At 59.8% G+C, this 24,710-nt stretch carries 23 protein-coding genes and 2 pseudogenes; 15 read left to right on the top strand and 10 right to left on the bottom strand.

What is annotated here, in order from left to right; translation table 11 throughout:
• Window position 1: 1 nt before the first annotated feature.
• Window positions 2-1,559, top strand: a pseudogene (gene ligD, locus ISN39_RS28390) (DNA ligase D).
• Between the two features lie 68 nt (window positions 1,560-1,627).
• On the opposite strand, the gene fdhA reads toward ligD, so the two are convergent.
• The 9 genes from fdhA to ISN39_RS28345 all read right to left on the bottom strand — a co-directional run bounded on the left by fdhA (window position 1,628) and on the right by ISN39_RS28345 (window position 9,679).
• Entirely contained in the window at window positions 1,628-2,818 is a 1,191-nt protein-coding gene (fdhA, locus tag ISN39_RS28385) for a formaldehyde dehydrogenase, glutathione-independent (RefSeq protein WP_074071636.1), read from the bottom strand.
• Window positions 2,819-2,954: 136 nt separating this feature from the next.
• Window positions 2,955-3,770 carry a Ku protein gene (locus ISN39_RS28380; RefSeq protein ID WP_194731349.1) on the bottom strand — a complete coding sequence of 272 codons (816 nt, stop codon included), beginning with the start codon at window positions 3,768-3,770 and terminating at the stop codon, window positions 2,955-2,957.
• A 10-nt stretch (window positions 3,771-3,780) separates the two neighbouring features.
• Window positions 3,781-4,512: a glutathione S-transferase gene (locus ISN39_RS28375; RefSeq protein WP_194731348.1), complete on the bottom strand. Its 732-nt coding sequence runs from the start codon at window positions 4,510-4,512 to the stop codon at window positions 3,781-3,783.
• 8 nt (window positions 4,513-4,520) lie between these two features.
• Window positions 4,521-4,778: a DUF3175 domain-containing protein gene (locus ISN39_RS28370; protein WP_348651992.1), complete on the bottom strand. Its 258-nt coding sequence runs from the start codon at window positions 4,776-4,778 to the stop codon at window positions 4,521-4,523.
• Window positions 4,779-4,848: 70 nt separating this feature from the next.
• Complete coding sequence (locus ISN39_RS28365) at window positions 4,849-5,163, bottom strand: plasmid stabilization protein (protein WP_194731346.1); 315 nt, start codon at window positions 5,161-5,163, stop codon at window positions 4,849-4,851.
• A gap of 102 nt (window positions 5,164-5,265) precedes the next feature.
• The gene (locus ISN39_RS28360) at window positions 5,266-7,989 is read right to left on the bottom strand and encodes a response regulator (protein WP_194731345.1); all 2,724 of its coding nucleotides are present in this window, start codon (window positions 7,987-7,989) and stop codon (window positions 5,266-5,268) included.
• Window positions 7,990-8,152: 163 nt separating this feature from the next.
• Entirely contained in the window at window positions 8,153-8,323 is a 171-nt protein-coding gene (locus ISN39_RS28355) for a hypothetical protein (protein WP_194731344.1), read from the bottom strand.
• Window positions 8,324-8,650: 327 nt separating this feature from the next.
• On the bottom strand, window positions 8,651-8,905 hold the full coding sequence (locus ISN39_RS28350) for a DUF2934 domain-containing protein (RefSeq protein ID WP_040115247.1): 255 nt from the start codon (window positions 8,903-8,905) through the stop codon (window positions 8,651-8,653).
• Between the two features lie 132 nt (window positions 8,906-9,037).
• Window positions 9,038-9,679: a UdgX family uracil-DNA binding protein gene (locus ISN39_RS28345; RefSeq protein WP_194731343.1), complete on the bottom strand. Its 642-nt coding sequence runs from the start codon at window positions 9,677-9,679 to the stop codon at window positions 9,038-9,040.
• 128 nt (window positions 9,680-9,807) lie between these two features.
• On the opposite strand from ISN39_RS28345, the gene treZ reads away from it, so the two are divergent.
• The 7 genes from treZ (at window position 9,808) to ISN39_RS28310 (ending at window position 18,555) form a co-directional block, all read left to right on the top strand.
• Complete coding sequence (gene treZ, locus ISN39_RS28340) at window positions 9,808-11,634, top strand: malto-oligosyltrehalose trehalohydrolase (RefSeq protein ID WP_194731342.1); 1,827 nt, start codon at window positions 9,808-9,810, stop codon at window positions 11,632-11,634.
• Window positions 11,635-11,710: 76 nt separating this feature from the next.
• A complete protein-coding gene (locus tag ISN39_RS28335) occupies window positions 11,711-13,174 on the top strand; it encodes a phospholipase D-like domain-containing protein (RefSeq protein ID WP_194731960.1) in 1,464 nt (487 codons plus the stop codon).
• A 91-nt stretch (window positions 13,175-13,265) separates the two neighbouring features.
• A complete protein-coding gene (locus ISN39_RS28330) occupies window positions 13,266-14,096 on the top strand; it encodes an endonuclease/exonuclease/phosphatase family protein (protein WP_074073047.1) in 831 nt (276 codons plus the stop codon).
• Between the two features lie 467 nt (window positions 14,097-14,563).
• Window positions 14,564-15,115 (top strand): class I SAM-dependent methyltransferase, encoded by a 552-nt coding sequence (locus ISN39_RS28325; RefSeq protein ID WP_348652000.1) that lies wholly within the window; start codon window positions 14,564-14,566, stop codon window positions 15,113-15,115.
• A gap of 156 nt (window positions 15,116-15,271) precedes the next feature.
• The gene (locus tag ISN39_RS28320) at window positions 15,272-15,730 is read left to right on the top strand and encodes a (2Fe-2S)-binding protein (RefSeq protein WP_074064878.1); all 459 of its coding nucleotides are present in this window, start codon (window positions 15,272-15,274) and stop codon (window positions 15,728-15,730) included.
• A 3-nt stretch (window positions 15,731-15,733) separates the two neighbouring features.
• Window positions 15,734-17,890, top strand: a complete 2,157-nt coding sequence (locus ISN39_RS28315; protein WP_194731341.1) for a molybdopterin cofactor-binding domain-containing protein — start codon at window positions 15,734-15,736, stop codon at window positions 17,888-17,890.
• Between the two features lie 11 nt (window positions 17,891-17,901).
• A complete protein-coding gene (locus tag ISN39_RS28310; protein WP_194731340.1) occupies window positions 17,902-18,555 on the top strand; it encodes an Isoquinoline 1-oxidoreductase subunit in 654 nt (217 codons plus the stop codon).
• Between the two features lie 91 nt (window positions 18,556-18,646).
• Here the strand turns inward: ISN39_RS28310 and ISN39_RS28305 are convergent.
• Window positions 18,647-18,799 (bottom strand): annotated as a pseudogene (locus ISN39_RS28305) (VOC family protein); the annotation flags it as partial.
• Window positions 18,800-19,028: 229 nt separating this feature from the next.
• Between ISN39_RS28305 and ISN39_RS28300 the strand changes: the two are divergent.
• The 7 genes from ISN39_RS28300 (at window position 19,029) to gfa (ending at window position 24,368) form a co-directional block, all read left to right on the top strand.
• Window positions 19,029-19,208, top strand: a complete 180-nt coding sequence (locus ISN39_RS28300) for a hypothetical protein (RefSeq protein ID WP_194731339.1) — start codon at window positions 19,029-19,031, stop codon at window positions 19,206-19,208.
• Window positions 19,205-20,194, top strand: coding sequence for an ABC transporter substrate-binding protein (locus ISN39_RS28295; RefSeq protein ID WP_194731338.1), 990 nt, complete (start codon window positions 19,205-19,207; stop codon window positions 20,192-20,194). Before ISN39_RS28300 ends, ISN39_RS28295 begins: the two co-directional genes overlap by 4 nt.
• A 68-nt stretch (window positions 20,195-20,262) precedes the next feature.
• Window positions 20,263-21,009, top strand: coding sequence for an ABC transporter permease (locus ISN39_RS28290; RefSeq protein WP_074073048.1), 747 nt, complete (start codon window positions 20,263-20,265; stop codon window positions 21,007-21,009).
• 40 nt (window positions 21,010-21,049) lie between these two features.
• A complete protein-coding gene (locus tag ISN39_RS28285) occupies window positions 21,050-21,718 on the top strand; it encodes an ATP-binding cassette domain-containing protein (protein WP_239600954.1) in 669 nt (222 codons plus the stop codon).
• A gap of 514 nt (window positions 21,719-22,232) precedes the next feature.
• On the top strand, window positions 22,233-22,517 hold the full coding sequence (locus ISN39_RS28280; protein WP_246763457.1) for a hypothetical protein: 285 nt from the start codon (window positions 22,233-22,235) through the stop codon (window positions 22,515-22,517).
• Between the two features lie 57 nt (window positions 22,518-22,574).
• A complete protein-coding gene (locus tag ISN39_RS28275) occupies window positions 22,575-23,702 on the top strand; it encodes an S-(hydroxymethyl)glutathione dehydrogenase/class III alcohol dehydrogenase (protein WP_194731337.1) in 1,128 nt (375 codons plus the stop codon).
• Between the two features lie 90 nt (window positions 23,703-23,792).
• Entirely contained in the window at window positions 23,793-24,368 is a 576-nt protein-coding gene (gene gfa, locus ISN39_RS28270; RefSeq protein ID WP_194731336.1) for an S-(hydroxymethyl)glutathione synthase, read from the top strand.
• The last annotated feature ends 342 nt before the right edge of the window (window positions 24,369-24,710 follow it).

Genomic DNA, 24,710 nt, shown 5'->3' with positions numbered 1-24,710 from the left:
CATGGCGCTCGAGACCTATCAGGCAAAACGCAACTTCAGGATCACCCCTGAACCGCGTGACGCCAAAGGCCGCAGTCTTAGAAACAGTTTTGTCACTCAAAAGCACGATGCCACGCGGCTGCATTATGACTACCGGCTGGAGATAGACGGGGTCCTGAAAAGCTGGGCCGTGACCCGGGGACCAAGCCTCAATCCGGAGGACAAGCGTCTCGCCGTCCACGTGGAGGATCACCCCCTTTCCTACGGCGATTTCGAATACGTCCGGCCGCAATGGCGATTGGATCAAGGCCAAGTGCTCGCACCGACAGGAGCTTGTCATTGGTGGTTATGTGCCATCGACCTCCATGAAGAATGCGATCGGCTCGTTGGCGATGGGTTACTATGATAATGGCAAGCTGAAGCATGTCGGACGTGTCGGCACCGGCTACACAGCCACGGTGGCCCAGGATCTCTATGAGCGGCTTTCCAAAATCGAAGAGAAGGGGAGTTGTTTTGACGGTAAGCTGACGTCGGAGGAACGGCGCGGGCTTATTTATGTGAAGCCGGAGCTTGTCGCGGAGGTGGAATTTCGCGCGTGGTCCGCCGATGGTAACCTGCGGCATGCCGCTTTCCGCGGTTTGCGCGAGGACAAACTGGCGAAGGACGTGGTGCGCGAGATGGATAAGACGACCGCAAAAAGCCTGCCGAAATCGCAAGTGACGCTGACCCATCCGGATCGCATTTACTGGCCGGATGAAGGCGTTACCAAGGAAGGACTTGCCAATTATTACGCGCAGGTCTGGCGCTTCATGGAGCCTTACGTGGTCAATCGTCCTTTGGCTCTGCTGCGTCTGCCAGACGGCATTGAAGGACATCAGCGTTTCTTCCAGAAACACGCCTGGAAGGGCATGAACGAGAATATCGAACAGATCACGGATCCGAAGGACAGGGGCGGAGAAAAGTTGCTGCGCATTGCCGATTTCGATGGTTTGGTGGCCCTCGTGCAATCGGCTGTGCTCGAAATTCATCCCTGGGGCGCGACGACGGACAATTGGGAAAAACCGGACATGATAACCATGGACCTCGATCCGGGCGGCGAGGTTGCGTGGGATAGTATCATCGCTGCCGCCCGCGAGATCAAAGAGCGCCTGGAGGCCGAAGGACTTGCCGGCTTCGTCAAGACCTCCGGCGGCAAGGGCCTGCATGTGGTCACGCCACTGAAGCCAAAAGCAGGTTGGGCGGAGGTGAAGGCCTTTGCGAAACGGCTGGCGGACACCATGGCCGCAGAAAGCCCGGACCGCTACATCGCAAAGGCGACGAAAGCCGAACGCACCGGCAAGATCTTCATCGACTACCTGCGCAATGGCCGCGGCAACACCGCAGTCGCCGCCTATTCGACGCGTGCCCGGCCGGGAGCGGCCGTCTCGATGCCGCTGGAATGGACCGAACTCACCGCCGACCTCGGCCCGGCCTATTTCACCATCGAGAACACGCCGCCGCGGCTCGACGCGCTGCCGAAAGACCCGTGGGACGGGTTCTTTGCGGCAGCAAAGCCGCTTGAGAAAAAGAAGAAGCGTTAGCGCCTGGCAGTGGCCTGCCGTCAGCCTCTCCCGTGGAGGAGAGACTGACAATGCGTTGCTTCCAGCAACTAGGCTGCCTTCGCAACTTCGCCGTGCGGGTCGAGCACGAATTTGGTGGCGGCTCCCTGGTCGAAGCTCTCATAGCCTTGCGCAGCTTCCTCCAGTGAGATCACCTTGGCATTGACGATGTCGGCAATCGGTAGGCGGTCGTGGAGGATCGCCTGCATCAGCTGACGATTGTATTTCAGGACAGGCGTTTGGCCGGTGTGGAAGGATTGGGCCTTTGCCCAGCCGAGGCCGAAACGGAGCGAGAGGTTGCCGTGTTTTGCGGCATTGTCGACGGCGCCTGGATCTTCGGTGACGTAGAGGCCCGGAATTCCGATCGAACCGGCCGCACGGGTGATCTCCATCATCTGGTTGAGCACGATTGCCGGCTGCTCGCCGCCCGAATGACCGCGGGCTTCGAAGCCGACGGCGTCGATGGCGCTGTCCACCTCATTGGTGCCGACGACCTGAGCAATCATGTCGCCGAGGCGGTCGCTCTTGGAAAGGTCGATCGGTTCAAAGCCAACCTTGGCGGCATGGGCCAAACGATCCTTGTTGAAATCGCCGATCATGACGACGGCCGCACCGAGGATGCGGGCAGAAGCGGCAGCGGCCATGCCGACCGGACCGGCGCCTGCGACATAGACCGTCGAGCCGACGCCGACGCCGGCGCGCACTGCGCCGTGGAAACCCGTCGGAAGGATATCGGAAAGCATGGTGAGATCGCGGATCTTCGCCATTGCCTTGTCGCGATCGGGAAGTTTCAGCAGATTGAAATCGGCGTAGGGGATCATGACGTAGCGGGCTTGGCCGCCGATCCACCCGCCCATGTCGACATAGCCATAAGCCCCGCCAGCGCGCGAAGGGTTGACCGTCAGGCAGACGCCGGTGTCCTGGGCTTTGCAGCAGCGGCAGCGGCCGCAGGCAACGTTGAAGGGCACGGAAACGATATCGCCGATGCTCAGCATTTCGACATCGACGCCCTTCTCGATGATCTCACCGGTAATTTCGTGGCCGAGAACGAGACCGGGCATGGCTGTCGTGCGGCCGCGGACCATATGCTGGTCGGAGCCGCAGATATTGGTGGAGATTACCTTCAGGATGACGCCATGCTCGATGCGGCGGCCATCCGGCGCTTCCAGTTTCGGATCGTCGATGTCGCGGACCTCGACCTTGCCGGGCCGCAAATAGACGACGCCTCGGTTCTTGCTCATTTTCATCTCCTCCGTTGAAAATGTGACCAACCGAGCATGGCTCCTCTCCATGCCGGCTGCTTCGAACAGATTAGTGCAGAATGGCGGGCGCGCCGTTCCGTTTACGACGATTTGGGGCCGGAAATGGCCGCTGCCCTCAGTGAGATCTTGGCGACCTCGGTTTTTCGCCTTCGGCGGCCAAGCTCTTCTTCAGGGCGTCCATGATGTTGATGACATTGCCGGTCGATTTGACAGCGGGCCGTTTCTTTGCGGGCGCAGCCTGCTTGAGGCTCTTCGTCTTGTTGCGGATCATTGTTTTCAGCCGCTTCTGAATCGGATCCTGCACCATAGAGACATTCCACTCTTTCGTCTCTTCCTTGACAAGGCGCTTCATCATGGCGAGCACCTTGTTGTCGACTTTGGTGTCGATATCCAGGTGCGCGACCGGCTCTCGGACCTCGTTGCCGTAATGCAACGTCCAGAGAATGATGCCCTTGCCTTGAGGCTCGAGAAGCACCGCCCTTTCACGGCGATAAAGCACCAGCCTTGCGATGCCGACCACGTTGTTTGCCCTCATCGCTTCGCGAATGACGCAGAAGGCCTCTGTACCGACCTTATCCTCCGGCGCCAGAAAATGCGGCTTGTCGTACCAGATCCAGTCGATCGAGCCGCGCGGCACGAACGTGTCGATGTCGATGGTACGGGTGCTTTCGAGCCCGACCTCCTCGATCTCGTCGTCTTCGAGGATGACGTAATCGTCCTCGCCCTTCGGATAACCCTTGACCTGTTCCTTTGCGGACACGGCCTTATGGGTGACGCTGTCGACATAGCGGCTTTCGACCCGGTTGCTGGTCTTGCGATTGAGAACATGGAAGCGGACCTTGTTGCTCTCGGTCGTGGCCGGCGTCAGCGAGACTGACGCCGTGACGAGCGACAGCTTGAGATAGCCTTTCCAGAAAGTCTGCCGCGCCATGGCCGTCTCCTTAAGCCGCCTTGTCGAGTTCCGGATAGTGCCGGAAGATGCCATCCTCGTTGAAAGCGATGCGCCGCTCCGATTTCAGGTAGGCGGCGATGTTCGGGCGCCTGGCCACTGCATCATGCAGGGCCGATAGCGCCGGGTATCTCGCCCGATAACCTGCCATGCCCTTGGGGAAGGCATAGTTCAGGCCCTCAATGATCTGAAAGAGCGAAAGGTCGACATAGGTAAGCGCATCGCCGAGGATATGTTGCGGGCCTTGCGGGTTCTGCTGAAGCACGCGTTCGAAATAACCGAGGTATTTCGGGATGCGCTCCTTGATAAATTCGGCCGAGCGCGCCTTTGCCTCGTCCTTCTGATCTTCGTAGTAGAGCGAGGTGGCGATCGGATGGTGCGAGTCATGCACCTCAGCGACGAAATCGGTAATCGTGAGTTGCAAGCCGTTCAACACGTAGCGCAAGCCTTCCTCCTTAGGCGCCAGGCCAAGCTTCGGCCCGAGATAAAGCAGGATATTGGCGACGTGCGGCATGATAAGGTCGCCATCTTTCAAAAAGGGAGGCGCAAACGGGATATGCGGTTCTGAGCCGCTCCGCATGAGGCTCATCATTGCGCTGGTTCCCCGGCCGCTACCGGATTCGCGCGCGACGTCGACATACTCGGCGCCCGCCTCCTCCAGCGACAGGCGGACGAATTCCCCCCGTCCCTGGATGCCGTCCCAGTAATAAAGCTCGTATGCCATCCATTCCCTCAACGCTTGGTTTTGCGACCGAAATCTTTTCGCAGTTCATCCTTTGCTTGTTCAAGTGTGTTCTTTTTCTTCTTCGTCAACTGGTCGCCGGCGCGGTTGATATAGAAGCTCAGCATCGACATGGCCGAGCGAAAGGGGCTCGATTTTCGGCGGCGGCTCGCCACCGCGGAGTGTTTGATCGAAGCGACGATCTTCTTCGGATCGTCGGATTTGAAAACGCTTTCCTTGAGGTCCATGGCGTCGCCTCTTGCGACCATTTCCTTTTCGCCTTGGTCATCAGAACCTCCTCGATCAGGAACGGCGCACTTTGGCGGGCCATTCCAAAGATCAGTGATGGGCTTGATGTTCGTGGCGCTTGCGCGTCGCGGCTGCCTTCTTGGCGGATGCCGAACGCTCGGCTGCGGTGCGGGATGCCGATGCCGCGCCGCCTTTGCGGCCGCCTTTTTCAGAGGCTTCGTGCGTGTCTTTCTTTCCGCGACCCGAACCGGACTTGTTGCCGCCGCCGCTTTCCTTGTTGACGGTAGCCCAGGCCCGGCGCTCTGCCTCTTTCTCGGAAACGCCACGTCCCTCGTAGCCTTCCTCGATGTGCTCTGCCTTGCGTTTCTGCTTGCCCGTATAGGTGGATTTGTCACCTCTTGGCATATTTTCCTCCTCTTGTTTGCAAAGAGATTGAACCGCGAGGCACTGCAAAAAGTTCCGGAGTCATGCCTGGATTTTGACGCAGGAGGAGCGTGCTTGGTGCAGCTAAGCGATCGGCCTTTGCTCAGCCGCGGTCTTCACCGCCAGGTCGAGGGCTCTGCTGCTGAAGGGTTTCGACAGCAGGACCGAGCCGGAGAAACGGCTGGCGTCCGGAAGCTGGCTGTTTCCTGTGGCAAATACCAACCCAACGGATGGTAGTACTTCTCTTGCCTTGGCAGCGAAGGCGGGGCCAGACATGCCCGGCAAGCCGACATCGACGACGATGATATCGATCTTTGTATGCACCAGGATCTCGACACCCTGTTCCCCGCTTTCGACATCGATCACCTCATAACCCAGGTCGTGAAGTATTTCCGTCGTGTCCATACGGATGAATGCATCGTCCTCCACCAGCAACAGCTTGAGTTTGGCATGCATGATCTCCGGCGGCGTGGTACCTGGGATGTCGGCCGGTCCGGCCGGGGCATGGAGGCGTTGGGCGTTGTGGGCAAGCACCAGGCGGATCTTCCGCGCAAGCGCCTCTCGCGTATAGGGCTTGGAGAGAAGTTCGAGGCCGGGATCGAGGCGGCCGTCATGGACGATCGAGTTTTCCGCATAGCCGGAGGTATAGAGAACTGCGATGTTCGGCAGGCGTTGGCGCGCCATGCGCGCGAGCTCGGGGCTCTTCAACGGACCTGGCATGACGACGTCCGTAAATAGCATATCGATATGCGCACCGCTTTCGATGACGGTGAGTGCGCTCTGCGCATCGCGGGCCTTCAACACGTAATAGCCGAGATCGGTCAGCATCTCGACGACGGTGGCCCGCACGCCCTCGTCGTCCTCCGCGACGAGGATGGTTTCCGTGCCGCCGACCGATGGTGGTGCTTCGTTGCTGGCCACGCGGTCCTCGGTCTGGAACGAGCGAGGCAGATAGAGCTTGATCGTCGTTCCTTCTCCAACCTCGCTGTAGATCTTCACATGCCCGCCGGATTGCTTGACGAAGCCGTAGACCATCGAAAGCCCGAGGCCAGTGCCCCTGCCTTCGGGCTTGGTGGTGAAGAAGGGCTCGAAGGCCTGCACCATGACCTCCGGAGGCATCCCGCACCCGCTATCGGTAACGGCGAGCACGACATACTGACCAGCAGTCACTTCCGGATGGATCCGGCAATAGGAATCGTCGAGAAATGCATTACCCACCTCGATTGTCAGCTTACCGGATCCTTCCATCGCGTCCCGCGAATTGATGGTGAGGTTGAGAACCGCATTTTCAATCTGGACCGGATCGGCAAAGGTGTTCCAGAGGCCACCGGAAACCATGGTCTCGATTTCGACCTCCTCGCCCAGCGCGCGGCGAAGCATATCATCCATGCCGGTCACGAGACGGCCCATATTGATGACCTTCGGCTCCAGCGCCTGACGGCGGCCGAAGGCGAGCAGATGGTTTGCCAGCCGTGAGCCCCGCTCCACGGCGGCAAGCGCGTTTGAAATCCGCTCCTTGGCGCGACCATCGTTCGGGACGTCCTTTCCCAGGAGTTGGAGATTGCCCGAGATGACCTGCAGCAGATTGTTGAAATCATGGGCGACACCGCCCGTGAGCTTGCCAATCGACTCCATTTTCTGTGATTGCTGGAGGGCAGCCTCGGCCTGTTGGCGCTCGGCGATCTCATTGGCAACGCGCAGTTCCAGCGTTTCGTTGAGTCTACGCAGTTGGCTTTCGATGCTGCTGCGCCGGGCGATCTCCATGTCGGCAGCGTGCAGCAGCCGGGCATTGTCGATTGCGACAGCCGCCTGACCGGCAAGGCTGACAAGACTCGCCTCCGCCGCGCCGGTGAAGCGGCCGGGCTGCGCGTGGCCGAAAAAGAGGCCGCCGATGACTGCCCCGCTGCGGGATTTTACCGGCACTGCGAGATAACTTCGTACCGGCAGATGGCCGTTTGGCATGCCGGCATAAGGAGCGTTGTGCCCGTAGCGGGGGTCAAGCAGGATATCGTCGGAACGCACGACACCTTCGCCGCTGAAGGTCGGCGCGAAGACCTTTGTATTGCGCGGCATCGGAAACTTTTCGAAGTTCTTCCGCTCGACGCCCGAAAGCGCGTAGAGCATGTAGCTTCCGCCTTCTCCGTCATCGACGTTATAAAAGAACGCGCCAAATTCCGCTCCCGTCAGTGCCACGCCGGCATCAACGGCAATCTGTGTCAAACGGTCGATATTGAGTTCGGCCGTGATTGCAGCACCGGCTGCATTGACGATCGAAAGTGCGTCGGATTTCGACCGCAGCTCTTCAAGCGCGTGACGCTCGCGCCGCTTGGCGATGACTTGCGCCGAAACCTCCATGGTCGCACAAAGCAGACCGCCAATTGCGCCTGTTTCGTCGCGAAGCGGCGTATAGGAAAAGGTGAACCAGGTGTCCTCCGTGCGTCCGTCCCGCCGCATCGGAATCAGCAATTCCTCGAAGATATGAGATTCGCCTTTGAGCGTGGCATGGACGATCGGTTCGAATTGCGGCCAGATATCGCTCCAGACTTCAGTGAAGGGTTTGCCCAGCGCGCTTGGATGACGATCCGGGAAAATCGGCACGTAGGCGTCGTTGTAGATGAAGGCAAGGTCGGGCCCCCAGGCGACGAATTTCGGCTGGCGCGAATTCAATATAACTTCGACAATATACCTGAGGCAAACAGGCCAGCCCTTCACAGGCCCAAGGCCTGAAACGCTGAAGTCGGCATTGCGCAGTATGTCGCCGATATTTCCGCCACCCTTCGGCCAAACGCCGTCTTCGCGCCGGGTCATTCAAACCGCCTTCATGATCGGACCGCAACGAGGCGAATTCGCTCGGGAATTCAGGCCATCTGCCAACGGCAAAATAGAGACCTTGGGGCGTTCGGAAAGAGGATTTTGGAAATAACCTTAACGTTGGAAGAAGCAAGGCTACCGATCTGGACTTTCGCCTGTGCTATTTGCGAGAAAGCCGTTGGAAACCGGACAATGCCTTGCCGAAATTAAACAGGCGGCCGGACTGCGAGCGGGTTTCGCGGAAGACAAGGCCAACCATGTTGTCGATTGCGACGACGAGACCGAGCGCAAGGACGAGGTAGAGAACCGCGGCGAGTGATAAAATCAGCATCTCCGCCCTCACAAAGGCGCGATCAAAATGTAGCAACCCGCCACGATAAGCGAAACGAGAATGGTGTCGAAGTAACCCCTATTCATGGCAAGCCTCCCATTTCGCCACTAACAGCCGACGAAAAAATTGGTTCCGCCATTGCTGGCCGTTTTGCAGCCTTTTTTTGAAGCGGACACCGCTTTAAGGTCATTCGGCCGATCTATCCTCACGTCAGAACGTTCCACGCGTTACAAACACCCTAAAGCGCAAGTAATTCAACCATATGACAACAGCTGCGGGCGCAGCTGGCGCAGCGTCCGCATCTTGAAACTTAAATATCGAATGCGTTCAGGCAGACTTGCGGCTGACGGCACGCTTCGGAGCCGGCTTTGCAGCGCCGTTGCTTTTCGTCCCGGGGGGTGCGGTGCGTTTGCCCCTGGTCTTGACTTCCTTGCCGTCCTTCGACGCAGCAGAACCTTCGAGCTTTTCACGCTCTTTCTTTGCCTGCTCCCAATGTATGGAATCTCGTCCGGTAGGATGTCCCTCTTCTTCCCAGAGGGCGTATGCACGTTTTTTAATCCACTCTTCCCGAGTTTCTGTCATCGCTGATCTCCAGTCACATCATCCCGCAGTCAAACGCTAGACTGGGGAGATGGTTCCAGAGGAATCGGGGATATTCAAGAAGAATTTTGACACGATGCAAAATATTATTTGCACTGCAGCATACAATGCCGGTCAACCGACCTGAAATGCTACGGCCTTTGCCAGATCCTGCACGAAATGCTCGCGGTTCGCGCGGGCATCTTCCTCGTCGCGAATGCGCAGAAGGTAAGAAGGATGAATGGTCACCAGAACCGGAGGATGGTTTGCCGGCTGAAGAACATGGCCCCGCTCGTCGGTGACCTTCACTTTAGGGCCGAGCAGCGAATAAAGTGCTGTGGCACCCAGCGCAACGACGAGTTTCGGCTGGAGAATATCGAGCTCGGCGCCGAGCCACCACGCGCAGCGCTGGATTTCTCCGGCATTTGGCTTGGAATGCATACGGCGCTTGCCGCGCAGCTCGAATTTGAAGTGCTTGACGGCATTGGTGACGTAGCAGCGGGAGCGGTCGAGGCCCGCCTCTTCCAGACACTGATCGAGCAGGCGTCCAGCGGGGCCGACAAAGGGCTTGCCCGCCAGGTCTTCCCTGTCTCCGGGCTGCTCGCCAACCAGCACGATCTCGGCCGTTGGCGGGCCTTCGCCGAAGACGAGCTGGGTGGCGTTCTTGTAAAGGTCACAACGCGTGCAGTGCTCGGCCTGCCGTTTCAATTGATCGAGGCCTTTGGCCTCTGCATTCTCAAGTGTGAAGGCCGGACCGAATTTGGGCACGATGGTCATGGAGGCCTCCTTCTTTCGTCTTCATCTGCAACCGATCCACGCGGTGTTTGTTCCAGCCTGGGAACAAGTGGCGCCCTTCATGACTTTGAAGAGGAGTTTTAAGCACTCATGTCAGTCAGGGGCAATTTATGCATCGCGTTTCGAAAGAAGGCTCTGCCGCGCAAGGCCAAAAAAGCTGGGGTCCTAAGATCGGGGCGAACTGCGTCGATTTTCGCATCTGGGCGCCGGGGCAAAAGGAGATGACACTCCGTTCCTGCGGCAAAGACAGGCTTATGAACCGGTCCGCCGGCGGCTGGTTTGAGCAGACGGTTGCAGAGGCGAAGGTGGGCGACGCATATGCCTTCGTTCTTGGAGATGGCAGCGCCGTGCCCGACCCTGCTTCTCGGGCGCAGGCCGGCGATGTGCACGGTCCGTCGCTGATCGTGGAGCCTTCCTATCAGTGGGTGAATGACGCCTGGAAGGGAAGGCCCTGGGAAGAGGCGGTGATCAGCGAAATCCATATAGGCGCCTTCACAGGGAAGGGCACCTTCAAGGCGGCCGCCGAAAAACTCGGCCATCTCGCCGAGATGGGCTATACGGCAATCGAAGTCATGCCCGTCGCGCAATTTTCAGGCACGCGCGGATGGGGCTATGACGGCGTCCTGCACTATGCGCCGCATTCAGCATACGGAACGCCGGACGACTTCAAGGCATTCATCGACGCAGCACATGGCCACGGCCTCATGGTGCTGCTCGATGTTGTCTATAACCATTTCGGCCCGGATGGAAACTACCTGCACGGGTATGCGCCCGAGTTCTTCCGCTTCGATCGCAATACGCCGTGGGGTGCGGCGATCGATTTCGGACAGGAGCCGGTACGCCGCTACTTCGTCGAAAATGCGCTCTATTGGATCGGTGAATTCCGGCTCGATGGCCTGCGGCTCGATGCGGTGGAGCAGATTTGCGATACGTCGAAGCAGCACATCCTCGAGCAGCTGTCGGCGGAAGTCGGCAACGCCTTTGCCGATCGCGCGGTGCATCTGATCGTCGAGGATCAGCGCAATCTCGTGAGCCTGCTCGAGCGGGACGGCGGCGGAAGGGTCAAGACCTTTACAGCGGAATGGAACGATGACTTCCATCACGTCGCTCACATCATCGCGACCGGCGAAACCGACGGCCACTATCGGCCCTTTGCATCCGATCTCTGGGAAAAGACGAAGCTCGCGATGCAGCACGGCTTTGTGTTTCCAGACCGTGGCAATCCGCCTGAAGTGCCGAAGGATGAGCGGGTTTATCTCCCGCCGCAGGCCTTCATCAACTTTCTCCAGAATCACGACCAAGTTGGTAACCGTGCCTTCGGCGAGCGCTTGGTCAGCCTTGCAGGGCCCGACATGGTCGAGATGCTGGCCGCGATCTTGATTCTCTCGCCGCAGGTCCCGTTCCTCTTCATGGGGGACGAATATGGCGAGACGCAGCCGTTCCACTTCTTCAGCGACTACGCCGGCGAGCTTGGCGAGATTGTCCGCAAAGGGCGGGCGGCGGAAGCGGAAGGTTTCGGCGGTCTGAAGGAAGGCAAGACGCTGGACGATTTGCCGGATCCGAACGCAGTCTCGACCTTCGCGCATTCAAAGCTTCAATGGCAGCGGTTCGACAGTGACGAAGGCATACGCTGGAAGACCTATGTACGCGAGCTCGTCGGCCTGCGGCACAGCTATGTCGTGCCGTTGTTGAAGAAACCGGAACGCGTCGCAAGCACGGCATTCGAAAGCGTCGATGGCGCGCTGGCAATCGACTGGACCTTCGGTACCAGCACGCTGGAGCTTCGGGCGAACCTCGCCGACACCCCGCTTGCCGTGCCGGCTTTCGACGGTGCGGCAATCTTTAATCGCCTGGGCCGCAACGCTGCTCAGCCGGGGGATGGCGAGCTTGCAGCCCGTTCTGTGGTGTTTGCGATCGATCCTCGGCTGGTAAATTAGCAGCGCGGAAATTTTCACGTTTTGAGGGAGCGGTGGCGAATTGAACGCCGCCGTTTTCCAGCTATATCTTCCTCCAATGTTTTATCTCATATCGACCTATTGGCCGCATATCCTTTTCGTCATATCCCTTGGCATGGGGACCGCCGCGGCAATCCATGCGGCCATGACGAAGGAAGAGGTACGCGCCGCAATTGGCTGGGTCGGCGTCATCATCCTGTCTCCGATTATCGGCGCGGTACTTTACGCGATCGCCGGGATCAACCGCATCCGCCGCAAATCCCTGAGCCTGCGCCGCGATGCCTTGCTGCCGGCAGCCGACCTTGATGAGCTTGAAAGTTTCGATGCGGAGCCGGAGATGATCATCAGCAATTATGGGCGGCGCTTTGCAGCTTTGCAAACGCTCGGCGATCGCGTCGCTCGCTATCCGCTGACGACCGGCAATTCGATCGACATGCTGGAAACGGGCGATGATGCCTACGCAGCCATGAAGGCCGCGATCGACGGGGCTGAGCGGAGCGTTCTGCTTGAGACTTATATTTTCGATCGCGACAAGATCGGCCTGCGCATCGCCGATGCGCTGATTGCGGCGGCAAAACGCGGCGTTGAGGTGCGCGTGCTGATCGATGCCGTCGGGGCTCGATACTCGGTGCCCAGTATCCTCGGATATCTCGCCGATGGCGGGGTGACGGTTTCAGTCTTCAACGGCAATGTCATCATGGGCCTGCGGTTGCCATATGCAAATCTCCGCACGCACCGGAAAATCATCATCGTCGACGGGCGTGTGGCACTGACGGGCGGCATGAATATACGCCAGGGCTTCAGCCAGGCGATGACGGGCGATGATTTTGCGCGCGATACCCATTTCTCCGTAACGGGTTCGGTCGTTGCCGATCTCTTTGATGTCGCGGCCGAGGACTGGCGCTTCACGACAGGCGAGGTTCTGAACGCAGAGGCGTGGCGGATCGAAGCGCCTGAACGCCAGCCCGGCGATCCGGTCCTCATGCGCGTCGTCGCCTCCGGACCGGACCGCAGCGTCGAGACCAATCACAAGATGCTGATGGGTGCCTTTTCCGTTGCGCGGCAATCGATCCGCATCATGTCGCCCTATTTTCTGCCGGATCGTGAGCTGATTAGCGCGCTGACGACAGCCGCACGGCGTGGCGTCGAGGTCGATATCATCGTCCCGGCCGTCAACAACCTTGTCCTCGTCGACCGGGCGATGACGGCACAGTTCGACCAAATCCTCAAGAATTACTGCCGCATCTGGCGTTCGACCGGCAGCTTCAGCCACTCGAAGCTGCTGACGGTCGATGGCGTCTGGACCTATGTCGGTTCGTCCAATCTTGATCCGCGTTCGCTCAGGTTGAATTTCGAGGTGGATCTCGAAGTTCTGAACGAGGGGTTTGCGGCGGAGATCGACGAGCATATCGACGAGATGCTGAAATCTGCAGCCCCGGTGACATTGGAGAGCCTGTGGTCGCGGCCTTTCCCGGTGCGGCTTGTTGAAAAGATCTTGTGGCTGGGTTCGCCTTATCTTTGATTTTCTCGGATAGAAGCATGGCAAGTTTTACCCGTGGGCCTATACTCCGAACCGGAGCCGTTTTCGATCAACGGAGCGCGTGTTGACTTCGATGCATGCCAGGAAAGACAGCCTTCCCGCCAGCATTCTCGCCTCGATCCGCAACCGGAAAAAACGGCTGGAGGCCGTGCTGGCTGCGGCAAAGCCGCGGGCCGAAGGCACGCTGATTGCTTCATACAACGTCCATAAATGCGTCGGCGGCGACAGGCGCTGTGATCCCGAGCGGACGAGCCGGGTTATCCACGAAATCGGCGCTGACGTGATCGCCCTGCAGGAGGCTGATACGCGCTTCGGAGAGCGAACCGGGATTCTTGACCTGACGCGCCTGGAGCGCGAGACGGGGCTTATTCCGGTTCCGGTTTCGGGCATGTCGAAGGCACACGGCTGGCACGGCAATGTCGTTCTCTTCAAGAAAGGGCTGGTGCGCGACGTGCACCAGATTAAATTGCCGGGCCTTGAACCGCGCGGGGCGCTTGTTGCAGAACTCGAACTGGAAAATGGCGGAGAGCTCCGTATCATCGCTGCCCATTTCGGACTTCTGCGCCACTCGCGGGCGCGCCAGGCGCAGATGCTGGTCGAGCTGATGGCCGATCGAAGCGAAGCGACGACCATTCTGCTTGGTGACCTCAACGAATGGCGGCTCGGCGACCGTTCCTCACTCAACACGCTTCAATCCGCTTTTGAGGCCCAGCCCCCGGCCGTTGCAAGCTTTCCGGCGCGCCTGCCGATCTTGGCGCTCGATCGCATCATGTCGAACCGCAAGGGTGTGCTGACGAATGTCGAGGCGCATGATACACCGCTTGCCCGCGTCGCCTCCGACCACCTGCCGATCAAGGCGGTTCTCAACCTCAAGCGAGTGGAAGAACTGACGGCGACCGCGTGATTTCCGCATTATAGTCAAATGGTTGGAGAGAATTTCAATTTGTGCGCGCAAAGGCCGGTGCTCAAATGTTGGGCTTCTGTTTGCTGTTCTACACGTGGCCTCGGTTCAAATCGCGTGAGCCTAATCCATGAATGTTATAGTCGGCTCCTGCATTGACGCAGCTGTATCGGCAGGTTCTTGGGAGCGCCCGTAGCGGCACCGCCGGTGCAATGGCACTGAACAGGACGCAAGGGGTATAAACCGGCCAGCGCGCCGGTTTATAAGGCAGTTTTCGCAAGGGAGGTTTGGTTTATGGCTGCAAGGGGCGATAGCGAACATTGGACGGAAGCCGCAGCGCAATGGATAGCGTGGGCGCGTGCACCAAACCACGATGCCTTTTGGGCTTATCGAGACGCGCTCGTTGACTATCTTGGCACAGGGGCGGCCAAGCGCTTGACGTCGGGTGTGGGGAGGGTCGCGTCTCCCGGATCCTAAAAACTTGCGGCTACCAGGTGACAGCAATCGATCCTGTTGCGGAACTGCTAAAGGCCGCAGTGCAAGCCCAATCTGCTCATGATTATGCCATCGCACCGGCCAGCGAACTGCCGTTCGAGAACGAGAGCTTCGATCTTGTCGTGGCCTACAATGTTCTGATGGACGTTGTCGATGTTCCTGGGGCGCTTAGGGAAATCAGGCGCGTGTTGCGAAAGGAGGGGACGCTTTTCATTTCGATCGTTCACCCGCTGGCGGATTTGGAGCTCCTCGCCGAGACCGCGCCTAATGCGCCTTCGGAGCCCCGCGCGACGTACTTTGATCGGCGCCGTTTCGAGACAAAAATCGAGAGCAGGGGGCTGACGATGCATTTCGCTGGTTGGGCGCAGCCGCTCGAGGCTTATGTCGGTGGTCTAGAATCAGCAGGCTTTGCGATTACCTCTCTTCGAGAGCCTACTGCGGGCCTGACAGAAGGGCGGGATCACATGAGCCGCTGGAGCAGATTTCCCTTGTTTCTTTGGTTGAAAGCGCGGGCGCTGGCTGCCTGATGCCCGGTTTTCTTAAACGGAGCCGCCTCCGGGTAACGGAGGTGTTACCGGTGCGTCCATGGCCAACAGGCAAACTCTGCCGTAATTTGGGCACCGTGAAGATGCTGCGATGCTCGCTGGAGCCCTTTCGGATCCAGCAAACCGGGAGGCTCGGCCATGGTTACTTTCACGCTCAACGGACAGACGAAGACTTTCGACGGTGATCCGGATACGCCGCTGCTCTGGTTCATCCGCGATTTCGAGAAACTCACCGGAACGAAATACGGCTGCGGCGTGGCGCAATGCGGGGCCTGTACCGTTCACATGGACGGCTTTACGCGCCGTTCCTGCATTACGCCGATCTCGGCTGCCGAGGGCTCGGAAATCTTCACCATCGAAGGTGTGGAGGGCAAGGAGGCCGAGGTCGTAAGGGCGGCCTGGGTTGCCATCGATGTCCCGCAATGCGGATACTGTCAATCCGGCCAGATCATGTCGGCTGTCTCACTTCTGCAGAACATTCCGAAGCCGACCGACGAGGATATCGACGGTGCGATGGCCGGCAATATCTGTCGATGCGCCACCTATCACCGGATCCGTCAGGCAATCCACAATGCCGCCGCAGCGATGGAGGGTTGAGCCATGACTCTCCAGCATATTTCCACGACCCGCCGGGCGTTTCTTGCCGGCAGCGGCCTTGTTATCGGATTTGCGCTAACGCCGAGAATGCCTGCCCTTGCGGCCGTAACGGGCGTTCAGGCCGGCGGCAATGATGCGCTTGCGATGCTCAACACCTTCGTGAAGATCGGCAACGACGACACGGTGACGGTCCTCTCCAAGCATATCGAATTCGGCCAGGGGCCGTTTACCGGCCTTGCGACGTTGGTCGCTGAAGAACTCGATGCTGATTGGGGGCAGATGCGCGCGGTGCATTCACTCGCCGATGACAAGGTATACGCAAATCTCGCTTTCGGAGTGCAGGGTACTGGCGGCTCGTCGTCGATCGCCAATTCCTACGAGCAGTTCCGCAAGGCAGGCGCCACGGCGCGCGCCATGCTGGTTGCGGCGGCGGCGGATGAATGGAAGGTTCCGGCAGGTGAAATCACCGTCGAAAAGGGCCGCATCCGCCATTCGGCCACGGGCAAGGAGAGCGGCTTCGGGGCGTTTGCCGCGAAGGCTGCCGCGATAGCGCCACCGGCGGAGGTGAGCCTCAAGGATCCGGAGAAATTCGTGCTGATCGGCCAGGAACTGCCGAAGCTCGACACTGTTTCCAAGACCAACGGCGCGGCGATCTTTACGCTGGACGTCATTCCTGACAACCTTCTGGTCGCCGTCGTTGCCCATCCCGACCACTTCGGCGCGACCGTCAAGTCCTTTGACGACAGCCAGGCGCGCAAGGTGACGGGCGTCATCGATGTGAAACAGATGACTCAGGGCGTGGCCGTTTATGCCGAACACACCTATGCAGCCCTCAAAGGGCGCTCGCTGCTGAAGGTCGACTGGGACCTTTCCGACGCCGAGACGCGTTCAAGCGAGGAGCTTGCCGCCGATTACGCCAATACGGCCAAAGAGACTGGCTTGAGTGCCGCCAGCAAGGGCGACGTCGACAGGGCCTTTGCCGGCGAAGGCCTTGAGACGCTGGAAGCGGAGGTCGTCTTCCCGTTCCTTGCCCACGCGCCGATGGAGCCGCTTGACGCGGTGTTCTTAAAGGCACCGGACGGCAGCCTCGACGTCTATACCGGGGCGCAATTTCCCGGCATGGACAAGACGGTGGCCGCAAAGGCCGTCGGTCTCGATCCCTCCAAGGTCAGGATCAATACCCAGATCACGGGGGGCAGTTTCGGGCGCCGGGCCCAGTTCGGCTCGCCCTATATGCAGGAGGCGGCCGCCGTCTTCGCGGCAACTGACCAATCTCGCCCAGTCAAGCATATGTGGACGCGCGAGGACGATATCCGCGGCGGCTATTACCGGCCGATGTATCTCCACAGGATGCGTGGTGCGATCGACAAGAACGGCCAGATTGTGGCCTGGGATCAGACGATCGTCGGCCAGTCGATCATGGGCAAGGCCGACCTCGACGAGACTTCCGTCGAGGGTGCGTCCAATCTCCCCTACAACGTGGCAAACCTGCGTGTGATGTCGCACAACGTGAAGCTCGCCGTGCCGCCGCTCTGGTGGCGATCGGTCGGCCATACCCATACAGGCTTTGCGGTCGAGACGTTCCTCGATGAGCTTCTCCAGAAGGTCGGCAAGGATCCTGTCGAAGGACGCCTCGCGCTATTGACGGAAGATCCGCGCTATGCGGGGGTCTTGAGGAGGGCGGCCGAGATCGCCAATTGGGGCGCGAAGCCTGCAGAAGGGCGGCAGCGTGGCGTTGCCGTCGTCAAGAGCTTCGGAACCTATGTCGGCCAGGTCGTCGAGATCTCGGTCGGCAGCGACGGCGCTCCGCGTGTGCACAAGGTCTGGTGTGCGGTCGATTGCGGTGTTGCAATCAATCCCAATGTCGTCAAGGCACAGATGGAGGGCGGCATCGGCTATGGTCTCGGGGCCGTCCTCTTTGACGCTGTGACGCTTGGAAAGGGCGGGGCCATCGTGCAGTCGAACTTCCACGACTATCGCTCGATCAGGATCAACGAGATGCCGGATGTGGAGGTTGCGGTGATCACGTCCGCTGCAGCTCCGACGGGCGTCGGAGAGCCGGGGGTTCCGCCTGTCGGTCCGGCCGTGGCCAATGCCTGGCGGCGCCTGACCGGCAACCCGGTGCGGAGCCTGCCGATCGTCAGTGCTGCGACGAGCTGAGGGAGATCACGGTGAAAAGCAGATTGGCTCTTGCCTGCATTGCAGGCGGCATTTCGCTCCTGGCAGCCCTGCCGGCATCCTTCATGGCACTCGCGCAAGGGGCCTCGAGCGCGGACAGGACATCCTTGAAGCCGGCTGCCTCCTTCTTGTCGATTGCCGATGCGAAGGCGCGATCGGTGGCTTTGTTCGAGGAAGCGGGCAAGGTCATCGAGCATCCGCGCTGTGTCAACTGCCACCCGGCGACGGACCGGCCGCTGCAGAGGATGAGCATGCAGCCGCATGAGCCGCCGGTCACGCGCGGCGAGGGCGGTATGGGTGTTCCCGGCATGATGTGTAACACCTGTCACGGCGCCGAAAACGCAACCGTCGTCGGGCAGTCGCCGACGTTGCGGAGCATACCCGGCAATGCGGCCTGGCATCTGGCGCCGATCGAAATGGCCTGGGTCGGCAAATCTCTCGGCGAAATCTGTCAGCAGTTGAAGGACCCGGAGCGCAACGGCGGCAAGGACCTGAATGAGATCGCCGAGCACATGGCCCATGACGGCCTCGTCGGATGGGGTTGGAACCCAGGCGAGGGCCGCGAGCCCGTGCCGGGCACGCAGGCCGAGTTCGGCGAGCTTATCAAAGCCTGGGTGGAAACCGGCGCGGCTTGCCCCGTTGAATAAAGAGGCCCACCGTGGCATCAAATCATCATTTTTCAGCGCGATGTGGCGCTGTTTGCGGCGATTTTGCTCTGGACCATAACCGCCGGGTTCGTCAGTTTTTCGGCCAGCAGGTGCCGAAGGACCAGACATTGCCTTCCGGATCGCAGCAGATGAATTCGCGGCTGCCATAGTGGCGATCGGTTGATTCCTCCAGAATCTCGGCGCCGGCTATTTTTGCCCGTGCATAGGCCGCATCGGCATCATCGAACAACCAGTGGCCATGCCTCTATCTCGCGAACTGCTGCTGGGGCGGCGATCATGTCGGAGGCACGTCAACATGGGCCGCACATTCAACGCACAGGCAGGCGCGGTTCCTCGCGGAATGATTGACGCTTCTTTGTGGCACGCGTATCCTTTAGGTCGGCTCTCCATCGGGCACCTTGTGAAAGCCGGCAACCGGACGGCATGCAAAGCATGTCGGTTGGCGTTATTGCGTGCGCATTCGTGCAGTGAAAGGTGCTCAATTGAACCTCGTCGATCTCGTCCTGACCGATCGCAAAGTGGTCGGGAAGCCATCCGTCACAGAAGTTCATCCGTTGGACATGCGTCTGCCCCAGCAGGAGCCGGGAAATATGACGCCGCTGCAAACATTTGGCCGGGAGATGGCATCATGAACATATCGAGGCGCGCGCTTTGCGGAACAGCCGTTCTGGCTGCGACAAGTCTCCTGAGCTTCCATGCAGTGGCCAAACCGCCCGCGCCGAAGATCCGGGTCGGCATCTTGAAGTTCGGGACAGTGAATTGGGAACTCGACACCATTAAGCACCACAAGTTTGACGCGGCCAACGGGATCGACGTGGAGATCGTCTACTTCGCGGGGGAAGACGCCAGCAATGTCGCCATGTTGGCGGGCGATCTCGACATCATCGTTTCCGATTGGCTGTGGGTGTCGCGCCAGCGTTCGCAGGGTGCGGATCTGACGCTCGCACCTTACTCGACCGCGGTTGGCGCCATCATGGTCAAGGAGGATGCGCCCATTCGTGCCATTCCCGATCTCGCCGGAAAGAAAATCGGCGTGACCGGTGGGTCGCTCGACAAGAGCTGGCTCCTGATCCAGGGCCTGGCCCGGCGTGATCACAAGATGGACCTGACCAGAGAAAGCGAGATCGTTTTCGGCGCACCGCCCCTGCTGTCGGAAAAGGCCGTTTCCGGCGAACTCGATGCTGTGCTGAATTTCTGGCATTTCTGTGCCCGGCTGGAGGCAAATGGTTTCCGCCGACTCGTGGGTGCCGACGATGCCGCCAAGGCGCTCGGGGCATCGGGGCCGGTTTCGGCGCTCGGCTATGTTTTCCATGACAAATGGGCAAACGAAAACCCGGACGTCGCCATGAGCTTCCTGCGGGCAAGTGGCGGGGCCAAGAAGCTCCTGGCACAGTCCGACGCAGAATGGCAGCGGCTGGCGCCGATCGTGCGAGCCGAAGGCAGGGAACTCGAGATGCTTCGCGATCGCTACCGCGAAGGCATTCCGAACAGGCCGCTCGCAGAGGAGGAGAAAGATGCCGCCAAGCTATACGGAATCCTGGCCGAACTGGGTGGGGAGAAGCTTGTCGGTGAGGCGCGCCAGATGGCTCCGGGAACGTTCTGGGCCTTAAAGACATGACAGCAGGACGCGGACGGGAAAAAGCGGCTGTTGAGGCCCGACGAGCGACTGCCATTTCTCGTGGTCTTCTGCCGGCGGCAACGGCTTTGGCGTCCCTTCTCGGACTATGCCTGCTCTGGAACCTCGCGGCGGGAATCTGGCCGAGCCGGGCGTTTCCGCCGCCGATCGACGTCTGGCGTGTGCTGGTCAAGGAGGCGGCAAGCGGCGATCTCGCCTATCATCTCGCCATGACGCTGTCCCGGGTCGCCGCCGCCTATGTTGTTGCGATGCTGGTCGGATCGGTCATCGGCGTCTTGCTCGGCGTGCACCGGCGAGCGGATTCTTTCTTCAATCCGTGGCTTGTTCTTTTTCTCAATCTGCCGGCACTGGTCGTCATCGTTCTCGCCTACATCTGGTTCGGCCTGACGGAAGCGGCGGCGATCAGCGCAGTGGCGATCAACAAGATACCCAATGTTGTCGTCACCATGCGCGAGGGCGCGCGGGCGCTCGATCCGCGTTACGCCGAAATGGCAAAAGTCTATCGCCTCAGCCCGCTCGACAGGATCCGCCATATTCTGATGCCGCAGCTGCAGCCTTATTTTGCAGCTGCATCGCGATCCGGTATTGCGCTGATCTGGAAGATCGTGCTCGTTGTCGAGTTGCTAGGCCGTTCAAATGGGGTGGGCTTCCAGATCTATCTTCACTTCCAGATATTCGATGTCGCCGCCATCCTTGCCTATTCGCTGGCTTTCGTTGCCATTATGCTATTGATCGAACTCCTCCTGGTGCAGCCATTTGAACGACATGCAACACGCTGGCGCCGCCGCCCCGCTTAAGGTCGACATTGCAGAGAAGACGTTCCGGTCGGCTGAGGGCGTGACTATTGATGCCCTGCGCGGACTTTCATTCGAGGTGCGGCAGGGGGAATTTGCCTGTTTGTTCGGGCCGTCCGGCTGCGGCAAAACCACGACCTTGCGCATTCTGCTGGGGCTCGATCAGGCGTTTTACGGCAGCTACCAGTTGCCCAAGGGCGGCTCCAATCGCATCGCTGCGGTATTCCAGGAGCCCGTGCTTTTGCCTTGGCGAACGGTGGAGCAGAATGTCCGCCTTGCGTTGTCTCCAGGCACGCGGGACATCGACTTGGACGGGCTGTTCGACATTCTGGGCTTGTCCTCAATGCGGTCGCTCTATCCTTCAGAACTTTCGCTCGGCCTTGCGCGTCGCGCTGCCCTCGCGCGTGCCTTTGCCACAGAACCTGCGATCCTTTTGCTGGACGAGCCTTTCGCCTCGCTCGACGAACGGACGGCTGACAAATTGCGGCGTCTTCTGATGACGGTGTGGTCGGCGAGGCCCACCACTGCCCTGATGGTGACGCATAATCTGCGGGAAGCGCTTCTGTTGGCAGATCGTGTCATCGTGCTGTCACCGCGGCCGGCCCATGTGCGAGGCATCTTCGATGTTGAGATCTCGCGTCAAGCCCGCCACGTCCAGGCGCTGGACGATCTGGTGTCGGATTTCCGGACGAAGTTTCCGGACGCCGGCTGACTTTGCAGCCCCGCCAGTTTAGCTCTTATCAGGCCGATTGCAGTCACGGTGGGGCGGCCCCGTATGCACTGTCAGAACCAGTGGACATCTGCCGCCGCCTGAGCGCGCCTTGGTTCCGTGGTTGCAGACTTCGCCTGCGCATTCTGCGAGAATACCGCGCCCGCTTGCAGGCATAGCCGTGGTTCACGATCGCGTCTACGAGTGCCGTGGATGAATTCCGCGGCTCGTAGGACGGTGCGGCATCGCAATAAATACCTGGTGATGGTTGCACCGTCTGCAATAGAGAATATTGCAGAGCAACATTTCCTCTATCGCTCTGTACTGCCCAATTTATTTATTATTGCCTACGTCATTTGAAAGGCTTATCGTATTTGTTGGTTTCCGGCTTCAAGGCTTTGCCGAATGGGAGCGGCAGAGTCTCGTAGGTACGAGGACGGGCAACAATAGTGCCTACTGCCCGCCTGGCGAACTGTGACACGCTGACGGAAGCGAACGTCCCATCATAGACAACAAGTTGAGCGCTTGGGTCGGCCTTGTGGTCTCCCGAGGTCGGGTAATCGGCGACGTGATGTATGTCCATGCGCCGTTCCCCATAGGGTTTATGCTCTCGACATCAACGGCGGCAAGGAAAACGTCATGCCGGCGTTCGGCGAAAAACAAGAACGTCTACCGCAACCTCGACGACATCTACGTCTATCTGCGCGCGCGGGCCTTCGGCGACGCGCCACGCGGTTGTCCGCCCAAGAAGGCTGACAAGCCTCCGGCGAAAGACCACGAGGCCAACTGTATCGGTGGATGACATGGCGCGCGCGGCAACCAATACGATGAGGAATGAGCGTTAGAAGGGGATAAAAAGATGAAAACCCGCGCCGCCGTTGCCGTTCAGGCTGGAAAACCGTTGAAAATCACGGAGGTCGATCTCGAAGGCCCGCGGGCCGGCGAGGTTCTGGTCGAGGTCAAGGCGACCGGCATCTGCCACACGGACGATTTCACGCTGTCTGGCGCCGATCCGGAGGGCCTGTTTCCGGCAATCCTCGGCCATGAGGGTGCCGGCATCGTCGTCGATGTCGGACCGGGCGTCACTTCGGGCAAGAAGGGCGACCACGTCATTCCGCTCTATACGCCGGAATGCCGTGAATGCCCGTCCTGCCTGTCGCGCAAGACCAATCTCTGCACGGCGATCCGCGCCACCCAGGGCCAGGGCCTGATGCCGGACGGCACGTCGCGCTTTTCGATCGGCAAGGACAAGATCCATCACTACATGGGCTGCTCGACCTTTGCCAATTACACGGTGCTGCCCGAGATCGCCGTTGCCAAGGTCAATGCGGACGCCCCCTTCGACAAGATCTGCTACATCGGCTGCGGCGTCACCACCGGCATCGGCGCCGTCATCAACACCGCCAAGGTGGAGATCGGCGCAACGGCGATCGTCTTTGGCCTCGGCGGCATCGGCCTCAACGTCATCCAGGGCCTGAAGCTTGCCGGCGCCGACATGATCATCGGTGTCGACATCAACAATGACCGCAAGGTGTGGGGCGAAAAGTTTGGCATGACGCATTTCGTCAATCCGAAGGAGGTCGGCGACGACATCGTGCCCTATCTCGTCAACATGACGAAGCGCGGCGCCGACCAGATCGGCGGCGCCGACTACACCTTCGACTGCACCGGCAACACCAAGGTGATGCGCCAGGCGCTGGAAGCCAGCCATCGCGGCTGGGGCAAGTCGGTCGTCATCGGGGTGGCCGGTGCCGGCCAGGAAATCTCCACCCGCCCGTTCCAGCTGGTCACCGGCCGTAGCTGGATGGGCACCGCCTTTGGTGGCGCGCGTGGCCGCACCGACGTGCCGAAGATCGTCGACTGGTACATGGAAGGCAAGATTGAGATCGATCCGATGATCACCCATACGATGCCGCTCGAAGACATCAACAAGGGCTTCGAACTCATGCATTCCGGTCAAAGCATCAGGAGCGTTGTCATCTACTAAACGTGTCCGCCGGGCGTTCGGACGAAAGCCGAAGTAGGCCAATATCCGGAGACCCGGACGGGCTTCGGCGCAACAGGGGAGGAACATGCGATGGAAAGTGCAGTTCATATTCATCCGGCAGTCGACGATGGTTTAAAACCCGCCAACCCCGGCTTTGCCGGTGGCACGCTTGTTTGTGCCTGCACGGACCGGCCGGTCAAGGTAAGGATCGAGGGGCAGGTCGCCCACAACCACGTTTGCGGCTGCACCAAATGCTGGAAGCCCAGAGGTACTTCTTTCTCCATTGTCGCGGTCGTCCCGCATGACAAGGTGACTGTGCTGGAGAACGGCGACAAGTTGCAGGTGGTCGATCCGAGTGCACTGATCCAACGTCACGCCTGCAAGCAATGCGGCGTGCACATGTATGGACCGGTCGAGCGGGAGCATGCGTTCCAGGGGCTGGACTTCGTTCACCCCGAGCGTTTCCAGGAACCAGGCTGGGCTCCACCGGAATTTGCAGCCTTTGTTTCCTCCATTATCGAGTCGGGCGTCGATCCCAGTCGAATGGACGACATACGGGCCCGCTTGCGGGAGCTTGGATTGGAGCCATATGACTGCCTATCGCCAGCACTGATGGACTATGTCGCCACCTGGGTCGCAAAGAAATCCGGTGCTATTGCGGGTTGATCGAGCAGACGGAGTTGATGAAATCTGTCAGCGTTCTGGACAAGGACGCTGACCTTCTCCTTCGGGCCCACTTAAGACGACATCACCATGGGCGTGTTTCATGCGGAGCTGCCTATTGCGGCATGGTCGTCGCGCCGTCTTTGATCTCGCGCGGCTGGCCAGCGAACAAGATCGATTGGATATCGCAAGGGCGCGTGACGAATGGGTGGCGAAGGCGCAAGTGGGACAGCCCAAAGCTTCTCACCAACGCCCGGTCACGGATTGGCTGAACACTTTCAGGGGTAATGATCTCGAACGGAACAACACGCTGCAGGTAGGACTGTAGCGGTTCTCCAAGGAGGA

Origin of the sequence: Rhizobium sp. 007 (assembly GCF_015353075.1) — a bacterium.
GTDB lineage: Bacteria > Pseudomonadota > Alphaproteobacteria > Rhizobiales > Rhizobiaceae > Rhizobium.
This window is presented reverse-complemented; position numbering and strand designations above follow the sequence as displayed.